Annotated in this window: 22 protein-coding genes and 1 pseudogene; 7 read left to right on the top strand and 16 right to left on the bottom strand. The window is 60.8% G+C overall.

Annotated features, from left to right (window positions below; genetic code table 11):
* Positions 1–12 precede the first annotated feature (12 nt).
* The 6 genes from BLT54_RS16660 to BLT54_RS16635 form a co-directional block, all read right to left on the bottom strand.
* Complete coding sequence (locus BLT54_RS16660; protein ID WP_074646420.1) at positions 13–210, bottom strand: hypothetical protein; 198 nt, start codon at positions 208–210, stop codon at positions 13–15.
* A 1-nt stretch (position 211) separates the two neighbouring features.
* Positions 212–589, bottom strand: coding sequence for a DUF6915 family protein (locus BLT54_RS16655; protein WP_074646419.1), 378 nt, complete (start codon positions 587–589; stop codon positions 212–214).
* 10 nt (positions 590–599) lie between these two features.
* Positions 600–1,091, bottom strand: coding sequence for a DUF6878 family protein (locus BLT54_RS16650; RefSeq protein ID WP_074646418.1), 492 nt, complete (start codon positions 1,089–1,091; stop codon positions 600–602).
* Between the two features lie 101 nt (positions 1,092–1,192).
* Positions 1,193–1,711, bottom strand: a complete 519-nt coding sequence (locus BLT54_RS16645) for a DNA repair protein RadC (protein WP_074646417.1) — start codon at positions 1,709–1,711, stop codon at positions 1,193–1,195.
* 108 nt (positions 1,712–1,819) lie between these two features.
* Positions 1,820–2,260 carry a JAB domain-containing protein gene (locus BLT54_RS16640; protein WP_074646416.1) on the bottom strand — a complete coding sequence of 147 codons (441 nt, stop codon included), beginning with the start codon at positions 2,258–2,260 and terminating at the stop codon, positions 1,820–1,822.
* Between the two features lie 123 nt (positions 2,261–2,383).
* The gene (locus BLT54_RS16635) at positions 2,384–3,583 is read right to left on the bottom strand and encodes a DUF932 domain-containing protein (RefSeq protein WP_074646415.1); all 1,200 of its coding nucleotides are present in this window, start codon (positions 3,581–3,583) and stop codon (positions 2,384–2,386) included.
* A 236-nt stretch (positions 3,584–3,819) separates the two neighbouring features.
* Here BLT54_RS16635 and BLT54_RS16630 point away from each other — a divergent pair, with 236 nt between their 5' ends.
* Positions 3,820–4,893, top strand: a complete 1,074-nt coding sequence (locus BLT54_RS16630) for a hypothetical protein (protein WP_107718007.1) — start codon at positions 3,820–3,822, stop codon at positions 4,891–4,893.
* A gap of 106 nt (positions 4,894–4,999) precedes the next feature.
* On the opposite strand, the gene BLT54_RS16625 is transcribed toward BLT54_RS16630, so the two are convergent.
* From BLT54_RS16625 to BLT54_RS16585, 9 genes are all read right to left on the bottom strand, one after another.
* Complete coding sequence (locus BLT54_RS16625) at positions 5,000–5,404, bottom strand: single-stranded DNA-binding protein (protein WP_074646413.1); 405 nt, start codon at positions 5,402–5,404, stop codon at positions 5,000–5,002.
* A 753-nt stretch (positions 5,405–6,157) separates the two neighbouring features.
* Entirely contained in the window at positions 6,158–7,210 is a 1,053-nt protein-coding gene (locus BLT54_RS16615; protein ID WP_074646411.1) for a hypothetical protein, read from the bottom strand.
* A gap of 254 nt (positions 7,211–7,464) precedes the next feature.
* Positions 7,465–7,629 carry a hypothetical protein gene (locus tag BLT54_RS22640; protein WP_008335988.1) on the bottom strand — a complete coding sequence of 55 codons (165 nt, stop codon included), beginning with the start codon at positions 7,627–7,629 and terminating at the stop codon, positions 7,465–7,467.
* Between the two features lie 387 nt (positions 7,630–8,016).
* A complete protein-coding gene (locus BLT54_RS16610; RefSeq protein WP_074646410.1) occupies positions 8,017–8,490 on the bottom strand; it encodes a hypothetical protein in 474 nt (157 codons plus the stop codon).
* Positions 8,491–8,589: 99 nt separating this feature from the next.
* Positions 8,590–10,758, bottom strand: a complete 2,169-nt coding sequence (locus tag BLT54_RS16605; protein ID WP_074646409.1) for a ParB/RepB/Spo0J family partition protein — start codon at positions 10,756–10,758, stop codon at positions 8,590–8,592.
* 180 nt (positions 10,759–10,938) lie between these two features.
* Positions 10,939–12,150, bottom strand: coding sequence for a plasmid replication protein RepC (repC, locus tag BLT54_RS16600; protein ID WP_074646408.1), 1,212 nt, complete (start codon positions 12,148–12,150; stop codon positions 10,939–10,941).
* Between the two features lie 213 nt (positions 12,151–12,363).
* On the bottom strand, positions 12,364–13,293 hold the full coding sequence (gene repB / locus BLT54_RS16595; protein WP_074646407.1) for a plasmid partitioning protein RepB: 930 nt from the start codon (positions 13,291–13,293) through the stop codon (positions 12,364–12,366).
* Positions 13,277–14,470, bottom strand: a complete 1,194-nt coding sequence (gene repA, locus BLT54_RS16590) for a plasmid partitioning protein RepA (RefSeq protein WP_074646406.1) — start codon at positions 14,468–14,470, stop codon at positions 13,277–13,279. The genes repB and repA overlap by 17 nt, the downstream gene beginning before the upstream one ends.
* A 134-nt stretch (positions 14,471–14,604) precedes the next feature.
* On the bottom strand, positions 14,605–15,486 hold the full coding sequence (locus BLT54_RS16585) for a recombinase family protein (protein WP_074646405.1): 882 nt from the start codon (positions 15,484–15,486) through the stop codon (positions 14,605–14,607).
* Between the two features lie 226 nt (positions 15,487–15,712).
* Here BLT54_RS16585 and BLT54_RS16580 point away from each other — a divergent pair, with 226 nt between their 5' ends.
* The 3 genes from BLT54_RS16580 to BLT54_RS16570 all read left to right on the top strand — a co-directional run bounded on the left by BLT54_RS16580 (position 15,713) and on the right by BLT54_RS16570 (position 17,960).
* On the top strand, positions 15,713–16,780 hold the full coding sequence (locus tag BLT54_RS16580; RefSeq protein ID WP_007803223.1) for a helix-turn-helix domain-containing protein: 1,068 nt from the start codon (positions 15,713–15,715) through the stop codon (positions 16,778–16,780).
* Positions 16,781–16,929: 149 nt separating this feature from the next.
* Complete coding sequence (locus BLT54_RS16575) at positions 16,930–17,394, top strand: excisionase family DNA-binding protein (RefSeq protein WP_007803221.1); 465 nt, start codon at positions 16,930–16,932, stop codon at positions 17,392–17,394.
* Positions 17,391–17,960, top strand: coding sequence for a PIN domain-containing protein (locus BLT54_RS16570; protein ID WP_007803220.1), 570 nt, complete (start codon positions 17,391–17,393; stop codon positions 17,958–17,960). Before BLT54_RS16575 ends, BLT54_RS16570 begins: the two co-directional genes overlap by 4 nt.
* 58 nt (positions 17,961–18,018) lie before the next feature.
* Here the strand turns inward: BLT54_RS16570 and BLT54_RS16565 are convergent, their stop codons facing one another.
* A complete protein-coding gene (locus tag BLT54_RS16565) occupies positions 18,019–18,861 on the bottom strand; it encodes a hypothetical protein (protein ID WP_007803218.1) in 843 nt (280 codons plus the stop codon).
* 251 nt (positions 18,862–19,112) lie between these two features.
* On the opposite strand from BLT54_RS16565, the gene BLT54_RS16560 reads away from it, so the two are divergent.
* The 3 genes and pseudogenes from BLT54_RS16560 to BLT54_RS16550 form a co-directional block, all read left to right on the top strand.
* Complete coding sequence (locus BLT54_RS16560; RefSeq protein ID WP_007803217.1) at positions 19,113–20,045, top strand: IS5-like element ISRhba5 family transposase; 933 nt, start codon at positions 19,113–19,115, stop codon at positions 20,043–20,045.
* Between the two features lie 90 nt (positions 20,046–20,135).
* Complete coding sequence (locus tag BLT54_RS16555) at positions 20,136–20,900, top strand: TniB family NTP-binding protein (RefSeq protein WP_245708040.1); 765 nt, start codon at positions 20,136–20,138, stop codon at positions 20,898–20,900.
* A gap of 129 nt (positions 20,901–21,029) precedes the next feature.
* Positions 21,030–21,430, top strand: a pseudogene (locus BLT54_RS16550) (helix-turn-helix domain-containing protein); the annotation flags it as partial.

The following is a 21,430-nucleotide window of genomic DNA, read 5'->3' as shown; positions in this document are numbered from 1 at the left end:
GGTTGGGGGCGATCAGCCGGTAGGACTGTCGCCTGCCGCCTGTCGCGCGGCATGCGCGCAGAGCATCTGCCTATAGAAGCGCTTGCGCGCCGTCCGGAAGGTGCGAAGGGCGCGCGTGTCGGGATGCAGCGCCCTGACCGCCGCCCGCAGGACGGCGTAGGGCGAAGCCGTTTCGGACAGGCCGAGGCGCTGATAGGCTGGATCGCTCATCTCAGGTGACCTCGACCACGGGCGAGGCGAGATGCGGATCAACCAGGGCCTCGATCCGCTCGGCCCGGCCCATCCAGGGTTCGGGCCGGATCGCCTTTACCCAGTCGGCGAAGCTCGGGATGAAGCCGAGGTCTTCCTTCACATGCTGTTCCCCGACCCAGCGGGTCGGGATGATGCGCCCGGTCGAGAGCGTGAGAGTCTGCCCGAAAATCGTCTCGGCCATGAAGATCCCCTCCGCATGGTGGCGCAGCGCCCGGTGCCGAAAGTCGGCTGTGATCTCCTTGCTCTGGTCGAACCAGGAATGCACGGCGATGAAGTCGTCGACCGTGCCGCCCCATTTCTTCACCGAGGAGAGGGCGTGGTGATAGGGATGTGCCATACCCGCCCCCTCAGAAATCATGGGTGGTGAGTTCGGACGAGGTGAACCGTTCGTTGAACTCGAGATGGATGCAGCGGGCAGCGGCGTCGAAGCAGAACTCGCCCCAGGCGCCGTCATTGTTCTCCCAACCGCCATGGGTGTCGGAGAGGAAGTCGTAGGCGAGTTGTTCGACAACATCCTCGAGCGACAGGCTGCGCATCTCGACCTCGGGGTCGTCCCAGGTCAGCGCGGCGTATTCGATTTCGGTGGCGGGGAAATCGACGGCGGTATCACCGGACCATGCGCCGATGCTTTCGATCTGGCCGCTGTCGCCGGCACCATCGAACGTCACGGTGACATGGGTGATGCCGGCTGCCATGAGGCCGTCGAAGAGGCGGTCCTTGTTGCCAGGGCGCAGTGCTTCGATGCGAGCCGTGCGTTCGGCATGCGCCGCGATGATCTGCGCCATGTCGACGGTCGGGGGCACCATAGGCGGCGTGAGGGAGGGTTCGGTCAGGGTCATCGGGTGTCTCCGGTCAAGGGAAGGGATCGGAGCTGTCCCGGGCGTTCTCTCTCACCCGGAACAACTCCAATTCCTCCCTGCCCTCCTCTGTCTCTCGGGCCTCACGCCGCGACCTGCAGCGCCCGGGCGGCGAAACCGCGCCAGAGCGGATCGACCAGCCGCGCATCCAGAAGATCGGCGCGGTGGCGCAGCCGCTGCGCCAGATCGGGCTCACCCCAGGTGGCCGCTCGGCCCGCCTGTGCGCGCAGCTGGCTCGCCTCGGTCACCACGCCCCGCGCCTCGGCCGCGCTCGTCACCGGGTGGCACCAGGCGACCGCGTAATCACTGGCGGCCCCGGCCAGCACAAGGCGGGCGTCGCGGTCGAGGATTGCCAGAAGCTGGGGTGCGGCACCCGGGTCGATCCCCTCGGCATGATCGATCGCGCCCTGCATGGCCTCGGCCAGCGAAGCGAAACGGGCGAGGACCAGCGGGGCGGCCCGGCCCGACATGAGGTCAGCCGGTGCGCGGCGCGACAGTGTCAGGGCGAAGGGATGATCGGGATCGGTGTCGCCCAAGGGAAAATGTGGCGGGATGCCCCGCGCGAAGGCGGTCGGGTGGATGGGCAAGTACAGGTCGAACATGGGAGTATCTCCGACGGCGCGGGAAGCCTCTCTCCCCGCCTCATCCGTCAAAAACCAAACCGCCGCCCTCTTCCTCGAAGGGGCGGCGGTGATGGGTCCGATGGGCCCTCAGAGTTTGCCGAGGGCCCGCAAGCTCAGCTCCGTCCCGGCGCCGACGATGATGTGGTCGTGCAACGTCAGGCCCAGGTACTTGCAGCCATTCTGGATCTCCTTCGTCATGCTGAGATCGGACTCGGACGGCGTTGGATCGCCCGATGGGTGGTTGTGGATCAGGATCAGGGCGCTGGCGTTCAGCATCAGCGCCCGCTTGATCACCTCGCGCGGATAGACCGGGACGTGATCGACCGTTCCGGTCGACAGGAGCTCATCGGCAAGGATGCGGTTCTTGCGGTCGAGATAGAGCACGTGAAATCGCTCGATCGGGCCGCGGACGGTAAGCGCGCAATAGTCCAAAAGCCCCTGCCAGCTGTCGATGACGGGGTTTTGGCTAAGATAACGGCCGAGGATGTCTCGGGCCTCGAGGATGACGGTTTTTTCCTGGGGGGTCATGGAGGTCTCGCGAGTTGCCCACCTCGAAGCCCCTGCCCTCTCGAGGCGGGGCCAGTGGCGTGCATGTGGAAGAGGAAAACGCGACCGCCGCGGATGCAGGCGGTCGCTGTGCCGGGCTTCGCGTCAGCCGACCCGGTCGAGGAGCTTCTTGGCGCGCCCTTCCATGTCGAGGCGCGCATCCTGCTGGGTCTTGTCGCGCGCAAGCCGCGTGATGCCCTGCACGAAGTCGAAGATGCTCTCGGGCGGGCGGCCTTCCTCCATCAGCACCTTCTCGATGATCTTGCCCGACTCCGCTTTCGAGAAGCCCCGCTTGCGCAGGAAATCCGCGCGGTCTTCGTCGCTGCGCGCCACGACCTGCTGCCGTGCTGCCTTGATGCCATTCACGAAGCCCTGCGGCGAGGAGTTGGCAAACCGCGTCAGCGCCGGGGCCGCCTCATGGGCAAAGCGCGAAGCGGCGTATTTCGAGTGGCGGATCTTGATCTCCTGGAAGTCCTCGACGCCCCAGAGGTTGCGGTTCTGGCACACCGCCCGCAGGTAGAAGCTCGCCATGCCGAGGGTCTTCGCGCCCACCTCGGAATTCCAGCAATAGAAGCCCCGGAAATAGAGATCGGGGGAGCCGTCGGGCAACTTGCCCGCCTCGATCGGATTGCGGTCGTCGACCAGAAACAGGAAGACATCGCGGTCCGAAGCGTAGAGCGTGGTCGTATCGCGGCTGATTTCGACATCGGGGTTGTAGACCCCGGTCGACCAGTCGAGCACACCCGGCACCTTCCAGCGCGTATCGCCCGTGCCATTGCCCGCGATGCGCTGCACCGCCTCGACAAGCTCGAAGTCATGGATGCGGCCGTAGTCGGGACCGGTCACGGCGCGCAGTTCGGTCTGGCCGTCTTCCGTCTCGAGAGTCTTCACCTGCTCGGCGCGGTGGTTGGTCAGGCCGTATTGCAGGTTGATCCCCGCCAGCGGCGCGGGCAACTGCCGCAGGTAGGAGGCCGGAGCGCCGACAATGCTGGCAAGCTGGCCAAACGCCCAATGGGTAGGCACGACCGGCTCATGCGCCTTCGGCAGGACCAGGTGCAATCGCTCGGCGCTGTCGCGCGCGGCCTCGACGCGGATGTCCGCTGTCTGCACCACGCGGCTGCGGCTGCGCTCGGAGCGACCCTTCACGCTCGCCCAGAGATCGTCGAGCGACAGATACCGCTCGTCATCGGGCCGGTTGAACCATTCGGACGACACCCGCCCGTTCCGCTCACCCCGGCTCACATCCACCTTCCAGCCACCAGCCCGCGTCGGCTGTACCGGATCCAGAACTTCAACAACGCCCATCGGCATTCCTCCGCGACAGGCGCCGGGAGCCACTCTCCCAGCCTTTAACCTGTCGCGAAAGCAACCAGCCTTTCTCTCACTCTTCAAAAGAGGCACGAGCGGCGGCAATGCGGGACGAAGCGGGCGCTCGCTGCGATTGCGCAATCGCCGAATTTCCTACCCAGATTCGGTTGTACCAGCGCAGTATGTGTCCATCTCTAGATGTGCGTGGGAATCTCAGACTTAGGGGGTGAAAGGTGAGCAAGTTGCAGGATGAAGAGGGCAAGACCGCCGAACTGCCACAAGGCACTACGATTCCGAGCGATCTTCAGTTTTCCGCCAGAATGTTTCCAGACGAGGACTACGCCAAGGAGGCGATGTACAAGTTGCATTCCGTTCTCAGCGTCATCAGCCAATCCATCGACCTAACCAACCTGGATGGCGTGACGGTCGCCTTCGACTACGACGAAGCACTGGCTGATCTTGATCGTGGATATGAGACAACCTACACACTCACCGCCACCAAAGGTGTCGCCATCGGTGTTGCAATGGCGCCCACGGTAATTCGCGACGGTGTGATCAAAACGCATCTAGTACTTAACGCGAACTACGCGCTCAGCATCCTAGAAGGACCTGGGGAGGAAACCGAATACTTTTGGCAATCACTTCACCTAATTGCACACGAATGCGCGCATGTGGAGGTGACAGCAGCATTTGACAAGTCGTTCCCCGGGTTTCTTCTTCAGAAAACACACAGCAATATCCTAGATAACATGCGCTGGCAGGTTATTCTGGCAACGTGGGATGAGTATGCTGTATGCCGCATCGCAGGCTCCATTGGAGATGATCCCGTAGAGGGTTACCTCGAAACCTTGGTCAAGGTGTTGGGCGATACCAGGGGCCAATGCTATGAGCTGATTAAGGCATATCGGACCCACGGGGATGTTGGGCAGATTGTAGGGGAAGTATATGGGAAGCTCGGCGATCTGCTGAAGTATTCATCTTACTTTGTGGGTGCTGCAGCGGCGCAGGAAACCCCGGAAACGCATCCGCCTGCTCTCACCGATGAGGCTGAGTTTGGGTGGTTTTCTCCGTTCTACGAACGCTTGATTGAAATGCAGGAGGCGCTTTGGAACGAGTTTGGGAGATGGAAGAATTTGGATGCCTTCGAGGCAATCGGCGATATCTTAGAGGACATGGCTGAGAGCATTGGTGTCGAAGCGTCGCGCGAGTCCGACGACCTGATTAAATTCAATATTCCATACCGATCGGAAAGCATGCCCGACATTGCCATGACGAACCCGTTAATGCGTGCACTGCTCGGCAGATAGCTGCATTGCATCATCGGCCAAAGTGGGCTCGAAGCTACATTGTAGCAGTGCAGCGAACCCGGCGGGTTTCCCCGCCGGGCCTGAGGGGGGGGGGAGACCCCGTTCCTCAGAACGGGATCTCATCGTCGCGGTCGACCAGTTCGGGGTTTTCGTTCTCGGCCGACTTCGGGCGGCTCAGGAAGTCGACCTTCTCGGCAATGATCTCGCAGCCGTAGCGGTCGTTCCCCATGCTGTCGATCCACTTGGTGTAGTGGATGCGGCCGTGGACGAGGACCTTCATGCCCTTTTCGCAATGCTCAGAGACCGTCTTGCCGAGACCGTTGAAGCAGGTGATGCGGTGCCATTCGGTGTCCATGACCCGGTAGCCGTTCTCGTCGCGCATCACACGGCCTTCCGAGAGGCGGGGGCGCGAGGTGGCGAGGCTGAAGTTGGTGATCTTGGTGCCGCTCTGGGTGGTGCGGACTTCGGGGGTCTGACCGATGTTGCCGGCGAGGATGACGATGTTCTGCATGATAAGCTCCTGTGTGTCCTGTCTTCGGGACCGTCCCTTCGACAAGACCCTGAAAAAGCCCGTCGGGTGACGCGTGCACGGTGGACAGCATGGACACCGGAAACCCCCAAAGGACCGGGGTGGAGCGGGCAGGACGCCTAAGGCGGCCAACACGGCCCGGACTGACGCGGGGTTGCGCGCAGGAGACCGAACGGGATTAGGGGATTGTCAGTCGAAGGGATGGCCCAGGAGACAGAGAGATACGGGGAGCCCATGCCAGACCATGTCCCCTTGCCAATCGGACTGTTTGACCCAAAGCCCAGCACCCCACCAGCGGCCAAAGTGGCTATCACCAGCTCTCGCCCCACTGCCCTTCCCTGCAGGGGAATGCAGGGCCTTGCCGAGACAGGCTATCGATACCGGAATATTCAGGACACGAACCGCACCAACGGCTGATTTCGATCTCGGGACATTGTCGCCCAACGCTCTGCAGAAAATGCGGAAGAAAGCCGCCAGGTCAATCCCCACGGTCTCGGATTGGCAGATGGCGAAAGGTTGCACCAAGGCGGAAGTTATCGCCACGGGATGGACCACTTCCTGGCCGAACTGATCGGGGAGAATGGAAACCGCTTGTGCGCCGGTATCGCAGGGTTTCCGGCATTCTGAGCTTTTGGCGCCGACCTGGTCCGGTCACGGCCGAAAACTACGGCTGTTCGTCAATGTGGCGACGATAGATTGACGGCGGACGACATGGCTGCATGGAAAACTCCGGGTTCAGTCTGGGTCGGACGGATCAACTGCGTCCAACTCGAAAATCGTTGCCTCGGGTCTTGGTCCCATCACACGCGTTGGCAGATTAGGCGCAGGCAATTGCCCTCTGTGGTGCCCCTTCACCAACACAACCTTACCGCTGCGATAGCGCCGCTCATGTTCGCTCACCCAATGGCGAACAGGGCCGCTTCGCCCGTCCTGGACCTGACGCTCGAACTCAAGGCGAGCCTGCCGCTCCTCCATGTGAGCCGCGGCCTGCGGACCAATGCGGATTGTAAGATGGGATTTCTGCGCGCCTAGAATCCAGGACTTCCCGAATTTTCGAGCGGTCTTGGCATCCTTGGCTGTGAACGTCTCGTTTTCCGTGGGAATGATGCCACCCAAGTCCGGGGAAGCCAGCATCGCAAAGAGCGCGTAGGGGATGAAAAGATCGTAGCCTGTTTCAACTTGGTGCACCGTGCGCCGACCGTTGATCATTTCCATCGTATCACCGCTCCGCACACGGAATTCGACCATGGAACGGCTCAACTCGATTTCGACGTTGTCGTAGTTCAACTCGCCTGTCGGAGTTCGCTTCACGAGCAAAGCGCAGATTGGATCGACGACCCTCGAATTGTCGCGGCGATGGAACATCGTGATGCGCAAGTGGCCATTGTTTCGATCATCGATGAGATAGCCGCGTAGACCAGTGCCTATGGGTTTGTCGTCATGTCTCGTTACATGTGAAGCCCGTTCAAAGCGCGCGACACCCAGCTCTCGATCGTCAAATTCGACCCAAACAACGTCGGCGGGGAGCTTTACCTCACCCAGAATGGCCATTGCGGGAAGACCGGTTTCCGAAGCCTGCTTGGCGACTGCGTCATGAAGCGTATCGGCATAGGCTGCAGCCATATGGTCGAGCAGGTATACTTTTGCCTGCTGTAGGGCATCGAGCGCATACTCGCGAAAAAGCCTCAGATCCTCGGACGGCGTAAAGTGCCAAACCAGGTCGTCAGCAGGAGCCGATTTACCCGCAAGCGATGAACCGTATAAGGAAATCAATGATTTGTAGAGCATGCGACGTGACCCGAACCAAATACAACGCAGTGTCCGACGAACCCTGACGATGTTCAAGCTGCATTCATTGCACTGCAATTGACCGCTGATGTCTGTGCAAAGCCAGATTGGCTAACGCTCGAGCTTGTTTTCTTAATGCAAAGGCATGCCGACCATCGTCGGCTCATTCTGCCGGTCGGCCGGAACGGTGGACAGGCGAAAGGCCCGGATCGGAGCCTTGCTCCGAACCCGAGCCGTCTTCGATCCCGTGGGCGTTACGCCCAGGGGTCGATCTCACCCACCACCTGTACCTCGTCTCCGTCGATTTCATCGGCGGGGACGGCGCCAAAGGTTCCATCACCTGCCTGGAAGACGACGATCGAAACCATGAGCGTGGCGGCGAGGGAGGCGGCGAAGGCATGTGCATCTTTGCGGGACATCTGTTTGGCTCCTGTCTTGGAGGCGGAGGACCATCCCCCGCGCGACAGGACCCCGCTGGCCCGAAAACTGGCTGACATCACCGGGTGCGTTCGGCTCGTCCGAATCCACCCGGCGGCACGGGCTCGCCCGTAGTCCGACCCCTCGCGGGTTGATCTCGAAGACTGGATTCGGGGCAAGGAAGGGAATGGCGAGCGGGGGATGGTGCGACCGCTGACTGGAGCCGGGTGTCCCGCTGATGCTATCGCTGCCAGCCTCCCGGCAGACATTTGGTAGAAGACCTCCTTCCGTGTTGGATTGGATCCTATGGTGCTCCGCGATTTCGCGGGACAGGGTCGTGATGGGTGAGAGGCCCGCGCTTTGGCGGGCCCCGTGGGTTCTACGTAGGCTCAGGCGGCAAGCTCCGCGCCCCCTGCCCTAGCAGCGCCTTCTTCGCCGACAATCTCCAGCCGCGCATTGCGATAGCCTTCTTTGGCGATCCAGAGCTCGGCAGCCGTGACAGACTCGGCCAGGTGGAGCAGCTCCGTGCAACCGCCGAAATCCAAAAGGACGCGAACCTGCCCGGGCTGTGGTTCCTCAGCGACCTCGAAGGTCAAGGCGCTGTCAGCCGAATGCGTTCGCATGATCGTCACGAGAATGACTCCGTCCGAAGAGAAGTTCCCCTCGTGCAGCGTGAACGACGCCGGCGCCGCCCGGGTCGGATAGGGTCGCGGCGGCTCCTTCTTGACGAGACGGCCAACGCCGTTCGAGCGTTCCCAGGCCGCGAGCTTCTTCGTGAAACGCGCAGGTGGTTTCGGACTGTTGTCGGTGTAGCGAATGAGCGCCCCTAGCGGCGCGGTGTCGAGAATGGTCGATGCAGACATGATTCCTCATCCTGAATGCGTGATTTTGCATTCATCATATTGATATTGTTGTATTTTATGTGATCTAGGACGGGTTTCCCCGCCCTCGGATGGCGCAGATCACTCCGCAGCTATCATCGATGCCTCATTGCTCGGCAGGTCAGCGGTGAGGAAGGCGGGAAGGTCGACATCTTCGGCTTGCTCAGCGTCGGAAACGAGCTCAGGCGCCCCCTGCCCTTCCGCGCCATCGAGTGCTGCCAGATCGTGACGGCGCAGAACCTCCGGCAACCAGCCGCTGCCTTTCAGCAGACGCTCGGCTTCACTCGCCATCTCGCCCTTCTTCAGGTGATCGAGGAGTTGCGCCGTCCCCTCCCCTTTCGCCTCACGCACGGCCTCGAGGATCCGGGCCTTGGGCACGCGGTTCAGGTAGGTATCGGCCGTCGGCTGCCAACCCGCCTCGACCATGTCGAGTTCGACCGCCTGGGCGACCAAGTCAGACTGGGTCATCCGCCTGGTCAACCCGCTGGCGGAGATACCGGCACCATAGGGGTTCACCTTCTCATGGAGCGCGTTGACCCCGAAGCTGAGGCAATGCGCGAGCAACGACAGCCGGCTCCCTTGATCAAGGGAGGTCAGGTAGTCCCAGAGAGCGGCATCGTCGCCGAGCGGCAAGTCGGCCTCCCACTCGGCGTGGCGATCGTCGACCAGCTTGGCCACCACGCTGTCCTTCAGATCGCTCGCCTGCGCCGACATGTAGACGTGACGGACCGAAGCCTCGAGGCAGCTGCCGGCCGAACTGGACGTCTGGAAGGTGTCACCCACGAGCTTCAGGAGCAGCAGCGTCAGCGCGACGTCGGGGGAGCGCCCGACAGCTTCCCGCAGTGCCACTGTCCGGTGCGCCGTCAACTCCATGACCAGCCGCTCAGGCAAGGGCTTCAACGCACCATCGTCCTCGTCGTCGGGCACGTTGACGCCAAGCGCTTGACCAGCAGAGGTGATCACCGTGCTGTGGCCGATACCGTCCACATTGCTCCCCGTTGAAAGCTCCACGCCCGGCCCGTCTGCTGCCTGTTCACCGCTGTGGACGTCGACGTCTGTTTTTGGCTCATCCTCGGGCCGCACAAAGCCCCGATAAACGGCAAGCTCGCCATAACGGTCAAGCGTCACGAACGCCCCTGCCCTCGCGATCTCCCCCGCGTCGAAGATCAGCGGCCGGGTCTCGAGCTTCTCCATCGCGACTTCCAACTCGCCAAGACGCGCGTCGATCTCTTCGGGGAATTCATCCTGGCCCTCGTATTCCTCTTCGAGCGCTCGGTATTCGGCAAGCAGCCTGGCATGGGCCGCGCCTTCGTCATCCGTCATCGGCGCCGGGTCTCCGTTGAGACGCCGCAAGCCGTGGCTGTAGCCATAGGGCAGGTCGAGCGAGACCTCGATCCATTTCCAACCTTCGGTCGCTATGACTTCGGCTTCAGCCTGAAGCTTCTCGCTGACCAGACGATCGAGCAGGGCAGGGTCTTCCAGCCAGCCCCCGTCATCGCCCTGGAAGAGGTCATGCAACATGGTGCCGCCAGCAGCCTCATAGGCATCGACGCCGACAAAGACGGCACGACGATCGGAGGCCCGCACCGAGGTTTCCGTCAGTATGCGCCGGATCTGATAGGGCTCCTTGTTCCAGGACGACTTGATCGCCTCCCAGACCTGAATCTGACGCTCGTGATCCGGATTGACCGTGAAGGCCATCAACTGCTCCAGCGTCATTTCATCCTCGGCATAAAGCTCAAGCAGGGCAGGGGCCACGGCGGCGAGTTTCAGGCGCTGTTTGACCACCTGCGGCGTGACGAAGAAAGCGGCCGCGATCTCTTCATCGCCCTGACCCTTCTCCCGAAGCGCCACGAAGGCGCGGAACTGATCGAGCGGATGCAAGGCAGCGCGCTGCATGTTCTCAGCGAGCGAGTCGTCTTCGGCGAGGATGGTGGAATTGGCATCCCGAACAATGCAGGGAATGGGCGTCGTCTTGGCCAAGCGTTTCTGCTTTACGAGGAGAGACAGGGCCTGAAAGCGGCGACCGCCCGCGGGAATTTCGAACTTACCGGTCTCGGACCCATCATCCGCCAGAACGGGCCGAACGCTCAGGCTCTGCAGCAACCCGCGGCGGGCGATGTCTTCGGCCAGTTCCTCGACCGAGATGCCAGCCTTGATGCGCCGGACGTTGGACTGGCTCAGCACGAGCTTGTCGAAGGGAATGTCCCGGGACGGGGACAGGGTGACTTTCTGGGCAGATTTCGCCATCAAATCTTCTCCACGACGGGCGCCGGAAGCCACTCTTCCGATCTCACTTCCCGTCACCCCTCAAACCAACAAACCTTTCCCTCTCCTGTTCTGGCGCTCCCGAGACCGGACCTTAACAGCTGTTAAGTCGTCAATCCCGAGGTGGCGGAACAGTACGCAGTCTCTCAACCTTAACAGCTGTTAAGCTGCAGATCGTCGCCCAATCAATGCCATGACCATCGGCCCACAGGAAAACTCACCGGCCACAGCTTTGGCAGTCAGAGCTCGCAAGTATCCACCAGGCGATCTGATGTCCTCAAAGCGTTCCAGCATGGCAGAAACGACGATCGACGCTTGCTCCGGACCCATGAACCGCTGCGCTTCTTCCCATGCAGATGCACTGATCCCCATGGCTGGTCGCACATGGCATGCCGCATCGAAAAGCTGGTGCCAATGCCGGATTTCGCCTTGGTAGAAGGTCTTGAGCGAGGGACATGCCGCGATCACCAGGTGCAGCGGGATCTTTGGCAAGTGTCTTGTGTCCTGTTCATCGACGTCAGCCACGGGCTCATTCCTGTCCACATCTGGCACGTCGGCCGCCGCCCCGCTTTTTTCTAAAGCAGGTTCAAGATCTATAGATTCTTTATTTGAATTATGATGGTGACGCTCAGATCGAGCATCATTGGTGTTCATTTCTTCTGTTTCAGAGCCATCAATGATGTTGCGTGCCTGATCGAGGAGAGCTTCAAGATCTGCTCGATAGGCCGCGAGGTCCTCAATTGAAAGCTTGCGGCGAAGCGCGCGCGCTGTGAGGATAGCTTTGTCACGAAGCTGGTCCCAGATGCCTAGGCCTGGCTGCATCTCGTCTCCGAACTCTGCGAGGGCCGCGAGATCACGCCGCATGAGGCTTACAACCTCTCTCAGACGCCTGACGCGCTCCTCAGCCTCACGTACGGCCTCTGCGGCCCGTGCTATCTCCTCGGACTGGCAGTAGAGCGGGGAAAGATCGAAGCCAAAGGCGACGCGCTCTTCGCCGTGCTTGCGGACGTAGCGCTTTCCATTGGGGCTATCACGCCGCTGGAGCAAACCAGCCTCGACAAGACGCGCGAGGTGACGACGCATAGTGGAGCAGGGCATACCATTCAGGCGCTCACAGATCGCCTTGTTCGAGGGGAAGACTACCATCTCGGCGTTCCCGCCAAGTGCATCGTCTGGAAAGAAGCTGAGGAGCCCCTGCAAAACAGTCAAATCACGTTCTGACACGCCAAAGGCCGCTTGCGCCTTGGAGAGCTCGCGCAGGAGTTCCCACTTGTTGACGGGTCTGCCCGGAACAGATGCATCGGGTCGCTCGATCACGCGCAGATGGGCGTGCGAGATCGGCCGCATAAACGGCGAAATCGGTGTGTACTCCATGAAAACGTTCACGAAGGCAAAATTTCTACGGCCCGCGAATCGCTTTGCGCTTGCGGGGTAGGGGCCAGAACGCTACATTCAGAAGTGCGAAAACTGAGATTTTGTAGCGGGCTGGTCCCGGTGCGAAACCTTACAAAGGTCTCGTGAAGCTAGCTTCTCGGGGCCTTTTTCTTTTTGCCTGTATCGTGCCTCCTTCTTGTTGGTTGCTCTTCCTCAGTCTCCTGAACGCTTCCAGCGCTCATGAAGCTCGGTAATCAGCTTTGGGGCATTACCCTCCAACCAGCTGATAAAATCAGGTTCATCCGTAGTCAGATCGAGTTTAAGCTGCTTGCCTTGGCGGCCGGTCTTGACCGTCGCAGCTCCGACACCGGGGATCGCCACAGTAGGCACGCCCTTTCCAGACGGGTTTGCTTTCTTCTCTGGGCTCTTCGCAGCTGCCAGAACTGCGAGAAACGCGCGCTCAGAAACCTCATCGACCGAGCCGGAACTTTCGGACTTGGCTGCATGAGCTACGGCTTGCAGTTGGTCTCGATCACCGTCGTAGGCACCCAAAGCCTTTTTGAGCTCTTCCCATCTCGGGCGACCAATCCCGGGAGCCGCACCAATTGCCTGGATGAGTTCCTCGCCGACCGTCCGAACGACACTCAAGAGCTGTGAAACCCCAGCTTCGTGGAGGTTAAGGACTTCGGCGACACCTCGATTGGTGCGCTCAGCCCCTTCCAAATGGTCACCGTCCAGAAGCGCCGTCGCCACAAGCGCACGTTCAATAAAGCTCAGATCACGACGCTCTTGGTTCTCGAGAAGCTGATCTCGAAGCGCTTGATCACCCTCAACTTCAGTGACGATGGCTCGAACTTTGATACCGAGTTCGCGACATGCTTCTAGGCGCCTGCGGCCATAGATCAGGTTGTAGCGATCGCCTTCAAGTGGGCGGACCAATACAGGCACACGCTGACCGTTCTTGGAGATAGAGTTCTTCAGGCCCTCAACTTCAATCTGAAGCCTGTCATCCAATCGTCCTTCGGTAACAATCTGCGCCGGATCGATCTCAAATACACCGCCACGCAGTCGGCGCCCTTCAAGAGCGTCAGGAGCGTTGCGAAGGGTCTGCAGCGGCAGGCCGAGTTTAGGCTTTCTTGCCATTCCGCCCCCATGTGTTCTGGATGATTTCAGCGATCTCATCGTTGACTGCGTTCATGGATTCGATCGCACGATCAAACGTCTGACGCGTGAAGTCCTTCTTGTCAGCTTCATAGAGCGTTTGCTTGGTCAAGCCGGCATCAGAAATTGCGGTCGATTCAACCATGTGATTGGTCAGGACGGACCTCCCAAACAGCCCGCGAATGAAAGCGATGACTTCGGTTTGTGGCGCGTCGCCGACTTTGTATCGCGTTGGCAAAAAGCGCAGCCAATCGAAGCGCAGATTTGCGCCTGCATCCCTGATCACTCCCAGGAGATCCGCAGTCATTCGCAGGAATTGGGACATCGACATGAGGTCAAGCATCTGCGGGTGAACCGTCACGAGAACACCCGAGGACGCGGAAAGTGCTGACATCGTCAAGAAACCAAGCTGCGGCGGGCAGTCGATCACAACAACGTCGTAGTTCGCTTCAACACTATCGAGTGCGTCATGAACTCTCGCGAAGAACGCTTTCGCTCCGCCTCGCTGGATAGCAGCAGGCGTCTCGTGCTCGAACTCCATGAGTTCAAGGTTGCCCGGGATAAGATCAAGGCCGCGGATGTAGGTCTTGCGGATCACTTCGGCGATCGGAACCGGATCGTCATAGCGAACGGCATCATAGAGGGTTCCGCCCTCCATAAGGTCGAGTTCTGGCTGGATTCCGTGAAGAGCCGAAAGAGATGCTTGGGGGTCGAGATCGATCGCAAGAACCCTGTACCCCTTGAGCGCCAAGCGCTGAGCGAGGTGAGCAGACGTCGTCGTTTTGCCGGACCCGCCCTTGAAGTTCACCACTGAAATAACTTGAAGGTCGTCACCGTCGCGACGCCCAGGCACGTAAGTTCCAGACTTTTTTGCGTTTCCTTCAAGCGTCTGCCGGATTTCCCAGATATCGTCGAGCGTATAGCGACGATGACTTCCAGCCGTCGTCTCAACGTCAACGATCTTTCCTTCTCGATGAAGCTTCCGAAGATAGGTATGGTCGACGCCAAGGAGCTCAGCAGCTTCACCGCTGGTCAAAGTGCGCATCACCTTCTTTGCATCCGGAGGGAAGTGTGCGGCGCGCTGAGCATGCAGGTTCGACGCGAGAAGTTCCGCGTAGTGCCCGATGGCGATGTCTAGATCCTGCTCTACTTCGCTCATGTCTGCCCCGATCCGTGGGCGCGTTTTTTATGTGACCGCGCGTTATTTTTCGAGACTATTGCCCGACCAACCAGATTCGTGCAAGCACTTTCTAGATTTAGTGGCAATCGGTTAGGCCAACACAAGTGTGATCCTCAGAGGAGCCCCAGCTTTTCAGCACGCTCCAGCAGCATTCTGACTGAGGAAGGCTGCCAGCTGGTGCGACCGCGAGGGGTGCGCTCACGCATGGATTCCAGTCGGTCGCAGATTGCCTGCAAGGTGATCTCCGGGTCAGCACCTTTGATTGCGGCGACAATCGCAGGCAGGCGATCGTCGGTTTCGCGACGTCCAGCGCGTCCAAGCACTTCAGCAGGCAGGAATCCGTCCACCACGTATGCCTTCACGGCGCGGAGCAGGCGGCTTTGCGTCCAGCGCCGATCATGGGGCAGGGGGCCATTGATGATCCGCAGGACGTCTTCCCAAGCCATATCGGGGCGCAAACGGCGCACATGGGGCACCCAATCCTGCGCAGTTTCGTTCAAGCGCTCCATGTAGCCGTCCTGTCGCGCCAGCCGCACCTTGCGCAGCGCTTCAGGGTCCTTGGCGCGAAGACCTGGGTTGCCGCCTACGCGGCCCTTTGAGCGTGCCGAGGCAAGTCCGGCTTTGGTACGCTCGCGGATCAGAGCGCGTTCGAACTCAGCCGCAGCGCCCAGAACCTGCAACGTGAACTTGCCCTGGGGCGACGCAGTGTCGATCGGGTCCTGGAGCGAGCGGAAGAACGCCCCCTTGCCTTCCAGTCTTTCGATCACTTCAAGTAGGTGCGACAAAGACCGCGCAAGCCGGTCGATCCGCACGACGACCAGCGTGTCGCCCTTGCCAATCCGCTCCAGCACACGTGCAAGCACGGGCCGCGCGCGGTTGCCGCCCGAGGCGTGCTCTTCAAAAATCTCGGCGCATCCCGCAGACTGCAGTGCCTCAGACTGGGGCAGGGGGGTCTGATCCTCGGTGGAGACGCGCGCATAGCCAATCAGCGGCATGAAACTGGGCCGTTTGCAATTTTATGTACCACCAATAAACGACCGTTTGTAAATGAATGCAAGGGCGCGCTCTGTGGCGCTGTTCATCAGAAAGCCCTTGGTTTCCATACGCAGAGCGCGATCAGGGAGGTCTCGCGGACCATCGCGCGCGCGTGCTATGTAAGGTGTACAAACGCACTCTGATAAAACCCTTGGGTAAAGCTCAAAATAGCTGTATTTTGCGCATATGAGGCCTGGAACCCCCGCATTGTATGATGAATCCGACGCGCTCGGCATTTATGCTGAGGAGGTCGAACAGGCGTCTGAGGACGACCTGTGGTTTCTGCCCGGTCCGATGGACGACGAGCCGGACTATTTGCCGCCGGGACCACGGGCCGAACCGCGTGAAACCGAGGTCCTCGACGAATGGCGGAAGGCAGAGGGCGGGCAGGCCGCGCGTCTTGCCCGTGTGGCCGGTCGCGTCGGCGCGCTGGACGACCGGTTGAAGCGCGGACCGGAAGGATGGCGGCATCGGCTTGCGCTGATGGAGGCCGCAGATTTGAGCTGGCACACCGGTGACCGCATCAGCCAAGACCGGCTGGCGCTCTGGATCTCGCTGCGCCTGTCCGGTGTCCAGGACGACACGGCGGCGCTGGCGCGAGTCGGATGGGCGATTCGGCGACTGACGGGTGGACCGGGACCGGAGCAGGACCTTTCCGCCTTCCTCGACCGTCGCGACCCCGAGAACATCAGTGATGAGACCGAGCCGTTCGTGGATCGCGCGAGCGGTTGGCTGGATCTGATGGGGCAGGCCACGGACCTGCACCCGATCACTCGCGCTTGCGCGGGCTTTCACCTCTGGCGCCTCGCGGGGCTCGGGCAGCACGACGACCGTATGGAAGCGGCTGTCGCAGCTGCGCGGATCGCGGCCAGCGATGGAAGAGGCGCAGTCTTCACGCCTCTGGCCATGGGCGGGGCAGGGGGACTACGAGCCGGTGGTTCACCGTTCGAACGTCTGGAACGCTGGCTATACGGGATGGAAGCCGCGTGCCTGACCGCGGTGCGGCACCTTGACGATATCGAGGCATGGTCGGCGCGGGCGGAAGCCGAAATGACATTGCTCTCGGGCAGGACGCCGCCGGCCTTGCGCGCAGTGCTGACCGAATGGCCGCTCGTCTCTGCGCCAATGGCCCAGGCCCTGACGAGTGCCAGTCGCGCCGCTGTTCAGCGCAACCTTGCATGGATGCAAGAGCGGGGTCTGATCCGCGAGGTGACAGGACAGGGGCGGTTCAGGATGTGGAAGGCGACAAACTGAAGGTTAGCGTGGGTCTCACCCGCTCACTCGACAGCAGCGATAACCGCGAGCACGCGGCAGGGCGCGCAGAAACTCACCAACACTTAATGCATTTGTTGCACTTATTTCATATATGGTGGTAGAGAACAGAAACCGGAGAGGAGACCACCATGAACATGCTGGCACACCGACATCTTCCGCCCACGCCGCAGGACGCAGCGATTGCGCGCGTCTCTGGCCAGGCATTGTCACGCTTCGCCCAGGCGCGCGCGCCGTTGAAACTTCGTGTGACGGACTCCGAGCAGATGGAGCCGATCGAGCTTCCTGCGGGCGCCGTATCGCTGCTCATGGAGATCCTCGAGGCGATGGCAGCGGGGCGGGGGGTCACCATCATCCCCGAGAACGCCGAACTCTCGACCGTACAGGCCGCTGAGGTTCTGAACGTCTCGCGTCCGTTCCTGATCAAGCTGCTCGAGGATGGTGCCATACCGCATCGGAAGGTCGGCAAGCATCGCCGCGTCCGCATGGAAGACGTGATGTCCTACAAGGCCGCGATCGATACCGAGCGTGAAGCTGCGCTCGATCAACTGGCCGCCGACGCTCAAGAGCAGGACATGGGCTACCGCTCGAAATGAGCCAGTACACGGTCCTGTTCGATGCGAACGTCCTTTATCCCGCGCCGATGCGCGATGCACTGATGCAGTTGGCGGTCACAGACCTTTTCAAGGCCAAGTGGACGGCCGATATCCATCGGGAGTGGATTGATGCGCTTCTGCGCAATGAACCTCATCGGGAGCGCGCCGCGCTGGAACGAACTCGCGACTTGATGGACAGGGCCACACGCGACTGTCTGGTCACCGGCTACGAGGCATTGGTGCCGGCCCTAACACTGCCGGACCCTGACGATCGGCACGTTCTGGCGGCGGCAATCGTTGGGCGCTGTGACGCGATCGTCACGCAGAACCTGAAGGACTTCCCACCAGCGGCACTTGCGCCCTTTGGCATCGAGACCCAACACCCTGACGACTTTTTCCGGAACCAACTGTCTCTCGCGCCCGGTCTGGTCTGTTCCGCGCTGCGGAAAGTTCGCGCGCGCCTCAAGAATCCGCTCAAAAGCGTCGACGAGTATCTCGCGATCCTGACACAGCAGGGGTTGGTCGCCACGGTTGCCGACCTGGAGCAATTCGCCGACCTGCTTTGATCCCAGAACTGCCCTGACTGAATACGTTCTGGCCAGAGTTGTGGCACCCGATCCATCATCACCGCGAGATTTCGCCCGCCAGGACTGCACGCCCGTGGACTGCAAGCGTAGCAGTGAACCTCGGGCAACCGAACTGCCGGATCACGGCGACAATGCGCGCATCGTACGCCGCTTGCCCTATGACGCGACACAGGTCTGACGCGTGAAACTGGCGGTTCGAGCTTGGCGCAGCCTTGATCTGTTCGTGCAGCTCGCGCTCTCGTGGCTCTTGAACCGGCTGTGGTGCGGGGAGAGCCGGTGGGCGCGTCGCTTCTCCAAGCGAGGTGCGCCACCGGCGCATGAAGCCGAGCAGGAAACCGGCCGGAACCTTGCTGTTCCCACGGGCCCGGTTGAAGGCAAGGAAGCGTTCCCAGATCACTTGCGTATCGACGTTCCAGCAGGGTAGGGCGCTCTTCGCGGCCTTGATCAGCTCGGCCCAGCATGTTCGGAACACGTTCGAGCAACCGTCAATGTTGATCTGTCCTGTGAATATAGTTTTGTTAGATTCTTCTCTAGATAGTGATGTGTCGTCTCCGTCTGACACGAGATCGTGGGTCTGTTCGCCGTCGTCAAAGGCCGCGAAGCGGAAGAGCCAGGGGGCGAACTTGCCGTTCGACTTCTCGCGCTCAAGCTTCAGTTCAGAAGTTTCAAGCTCACTCAGCAGAACGCTCAGGTACTGGCGCGAGACGCCCATCTTCGCTGCCAGAGAGGACAGGGTGAAGGCAGCCGTGCCGCGGGGCAGGCCGTTATACCCGTCCTTCCACGCAATTCCGTCGAGGATGAGCGTGGCCAGTTTGTGCGCCGAAACAGAGAGGTCTGTCTGCGTGATCCGCCTTAGGATCAGGCCAGTCGTTGGTTCCATGGTCGTATCTCCTGAGAGAGACGATGCCATGTCGAGAGCAAACAACATTCTTGCCAGCAAAAACACTTTGCTGGTTGCAGGGGTTCGGACACTGCGCTAGAAGAACCGTGTTCAGGGGTTTTTTTCTAGCGCGGCGTCAGGCTTCTCGGTCTGGCGTCGTTTCCCTTTTTTTGGGTGATGCACTGGGCGTTGTTGCAGAACTCAGTCGGTGAAGGATTCACATCGGGAATCCATGCGGTTAGACGATCTGCATGAGCAAGCCCAAGCCCGCCCGCTACCGCACGACGAACTGGTCCAGCTACAACGATGCGCTCAGGAAGCGCGGATCGCTGCTGATCTGGCTGGACAAGGAGATGACCTGGCACGCGCCGCATGAGGGACGCCCAGGGCGCCCGCCGGTCTTTTCGAATGCCGCGATCCAGTTTTGCCTGTCGCTCAAGGTTCTGTTCAAGCTACCGCTCAGGCAGACAGCCGGAATGGTCGCGAGCCTCCTGCGCCTGGCAGGGCTAGACTGGCCCGTTCCGGACTACTCGACGCTGTGCCGCAGACAGAAGACCCTCAAGGTGCAGATCCCCTATCGCCGTGCCGAAGGGCCGCTGAATCTTCTGGTGGACAGCACCGGCATCAAGTTTCTTGGCGACGGCGAATGGCAGGCCCGCAAGCATGGCGTTCAGGGCCGCCGCCAATGGCGCAAGGTGCATCTGGCGATGGATATCGCCACCTCGGATATCCGGGCCGTCGAGTTCACCCCTAGCCGGGAAGGCGACAGCCCAGTCCTGCCGGACCTGTTGGGCCAGATCCCCGAGGACGAGGACATCGGCACCGTGACCGCGGATGGTGCCTACGATACCCGCCGCTGCCACGGCGCCGTCATCGCACGCGGTGGCACGGCAATCATACCGACCCGAAGGAACGGTCGAGCTTGGAAAGAGGACTGCCCGGCTGCCAAGGCGCGCAACGAAACCCTGCGCGCCACGCGTCACTACGGTCGGGCATTCTGGAAGCGGTGGACCGGATACCACGCCCGTAGCCGAGTGGAGGCCAAGATGCGATGCCTGAAGGCCTTCGGTGAGCGCATCGCCGCGCGGGATCCAGATCGCCAAACCGCCGAAATCCACATCCGGGTCGCCCTTGTCAATCGCTTCAACGCGCTCGGCACCGCCCACGTCGTCCGCGTGGCATGAAACTGAATGGGAAAGGGGCACTCACAACTCAGGCCGACTTTCTGCAACAACGCCCATCGCGCCCCATGTTCAAGGTGGAGCGCTGGTGAATTGAGGGCAGAAACTGAAGACGACGGCCGCATCGCCCTCATTCAATCGGACATCTGGATCGGCTTTCCCCGAGCGGAGCAAGTGCTGGACCGGCTGCATGGTCTGATTGAGATGTCGCGGCAGACCCGCATGCCTGGCCTTCTGGTGCATGGGGCGTCCGGCATCGGCAAAACAATGATCGCCCGCAACCTGTCGCGACGCTATGCGCCGGAGTATGATCCGGAGTCGGGCGTCACCCACACCCCGTTACTTCTGTTGCAGGCGCCACCCGCTCCTGATGAGCGGCGGTTCTATATGCACATCCTCGCAGCCGTCGGAGCCCCGTCGTCGACGCTGAGCCTGAAGGCGCAGAGTGTTGCCTCGCTGGAAGTTCGGGTCGTGGGCCTTTTGCGCGACCTCGGGCTGCGGATGATCATGATCGACGAAGTCCACAACCTTCTTGCGGGCACGCATAGGGAACAGCGCCGGTTCCTCAATGTCTTGAGGTATCTCAGCAACGAGCTGGAGGCATCTTTGGTCTGCTACGGTGTCAGCGAAGCCGTCGATGCCATTCGCGGCGATGTCCAACTGGCCCGTCGGCTTGATGAACACCACCTGCCGAATTGGCGCGATGATGCCGAGTTTTCGGATATGATCCAGACATTGATCGCGGCCATGCCGCTGGAGAAGAAATCCAATCTGCAAGTGCGGTCGCTCAAGCAGATCCTCGCATTAACTGGCGGGGTGACGTCCCGCATCTTTGCCTTGGTGTCGCGTAGCCCTTAATTGTGAGATGAGAAATCCAACGAAATCAACGGCCTTGCTTTGCCCTTAAATATGATATTTTGCCTTTAAATCCGATATTTTTGCCCTTAAACCTGAGACAGGGTTCGCAGCTTCGTGTGGCAAATATTGATGGATGATGATCGCGAAGACTTCGTTGCCGCTGGTGCTGAGGAGGCGCGCAGGGCGGCCGTTCTGCGTCCGCTTGTTCAGGCATATCTCAAAGGAACTGGCAGTCTGGAAAGTGGCATCAATGACGCCGTTTGGGAGCTTGGTGTCAGCAGGGCGACTGTCTGGCGCTGGATAAAGCGTCTGGCCGAAGAGGGTGGGCGCACCAGCGCGCTGGCTTCTCGGAAACGGGGCCGCCCGACTGGTACAACCTTGATATCCGGCAAGGTGGAAGCGGTGATCGAAGAACATCTTCGCCGTTATTTCTTACGGCGGGAACGCCCAAGCCTGTCGCGCATCGTGACAGAAATCCGAAGCGCGTGCTGGCAGCAGGGCTTGCAACCGCCGACACGTCGGACGGTTCA

The organism is Celeribacter baekdonensis (assembly GCF_900102315.1).
In the GTDB taxonomy this organism is placed as follows: domain Bacteria; phylum Pseudomonadota; class Alphaproteobacteria; order Rhodobacterales; family Rhodobacteraceae; genus Celeribacter; species Celeribacter baekdonensis.
The sequence above is the reverse complement of the archived record's forward strand: the minus strand, read 5'-3'. Positions and strand labels throughout refer to the sequence as shown.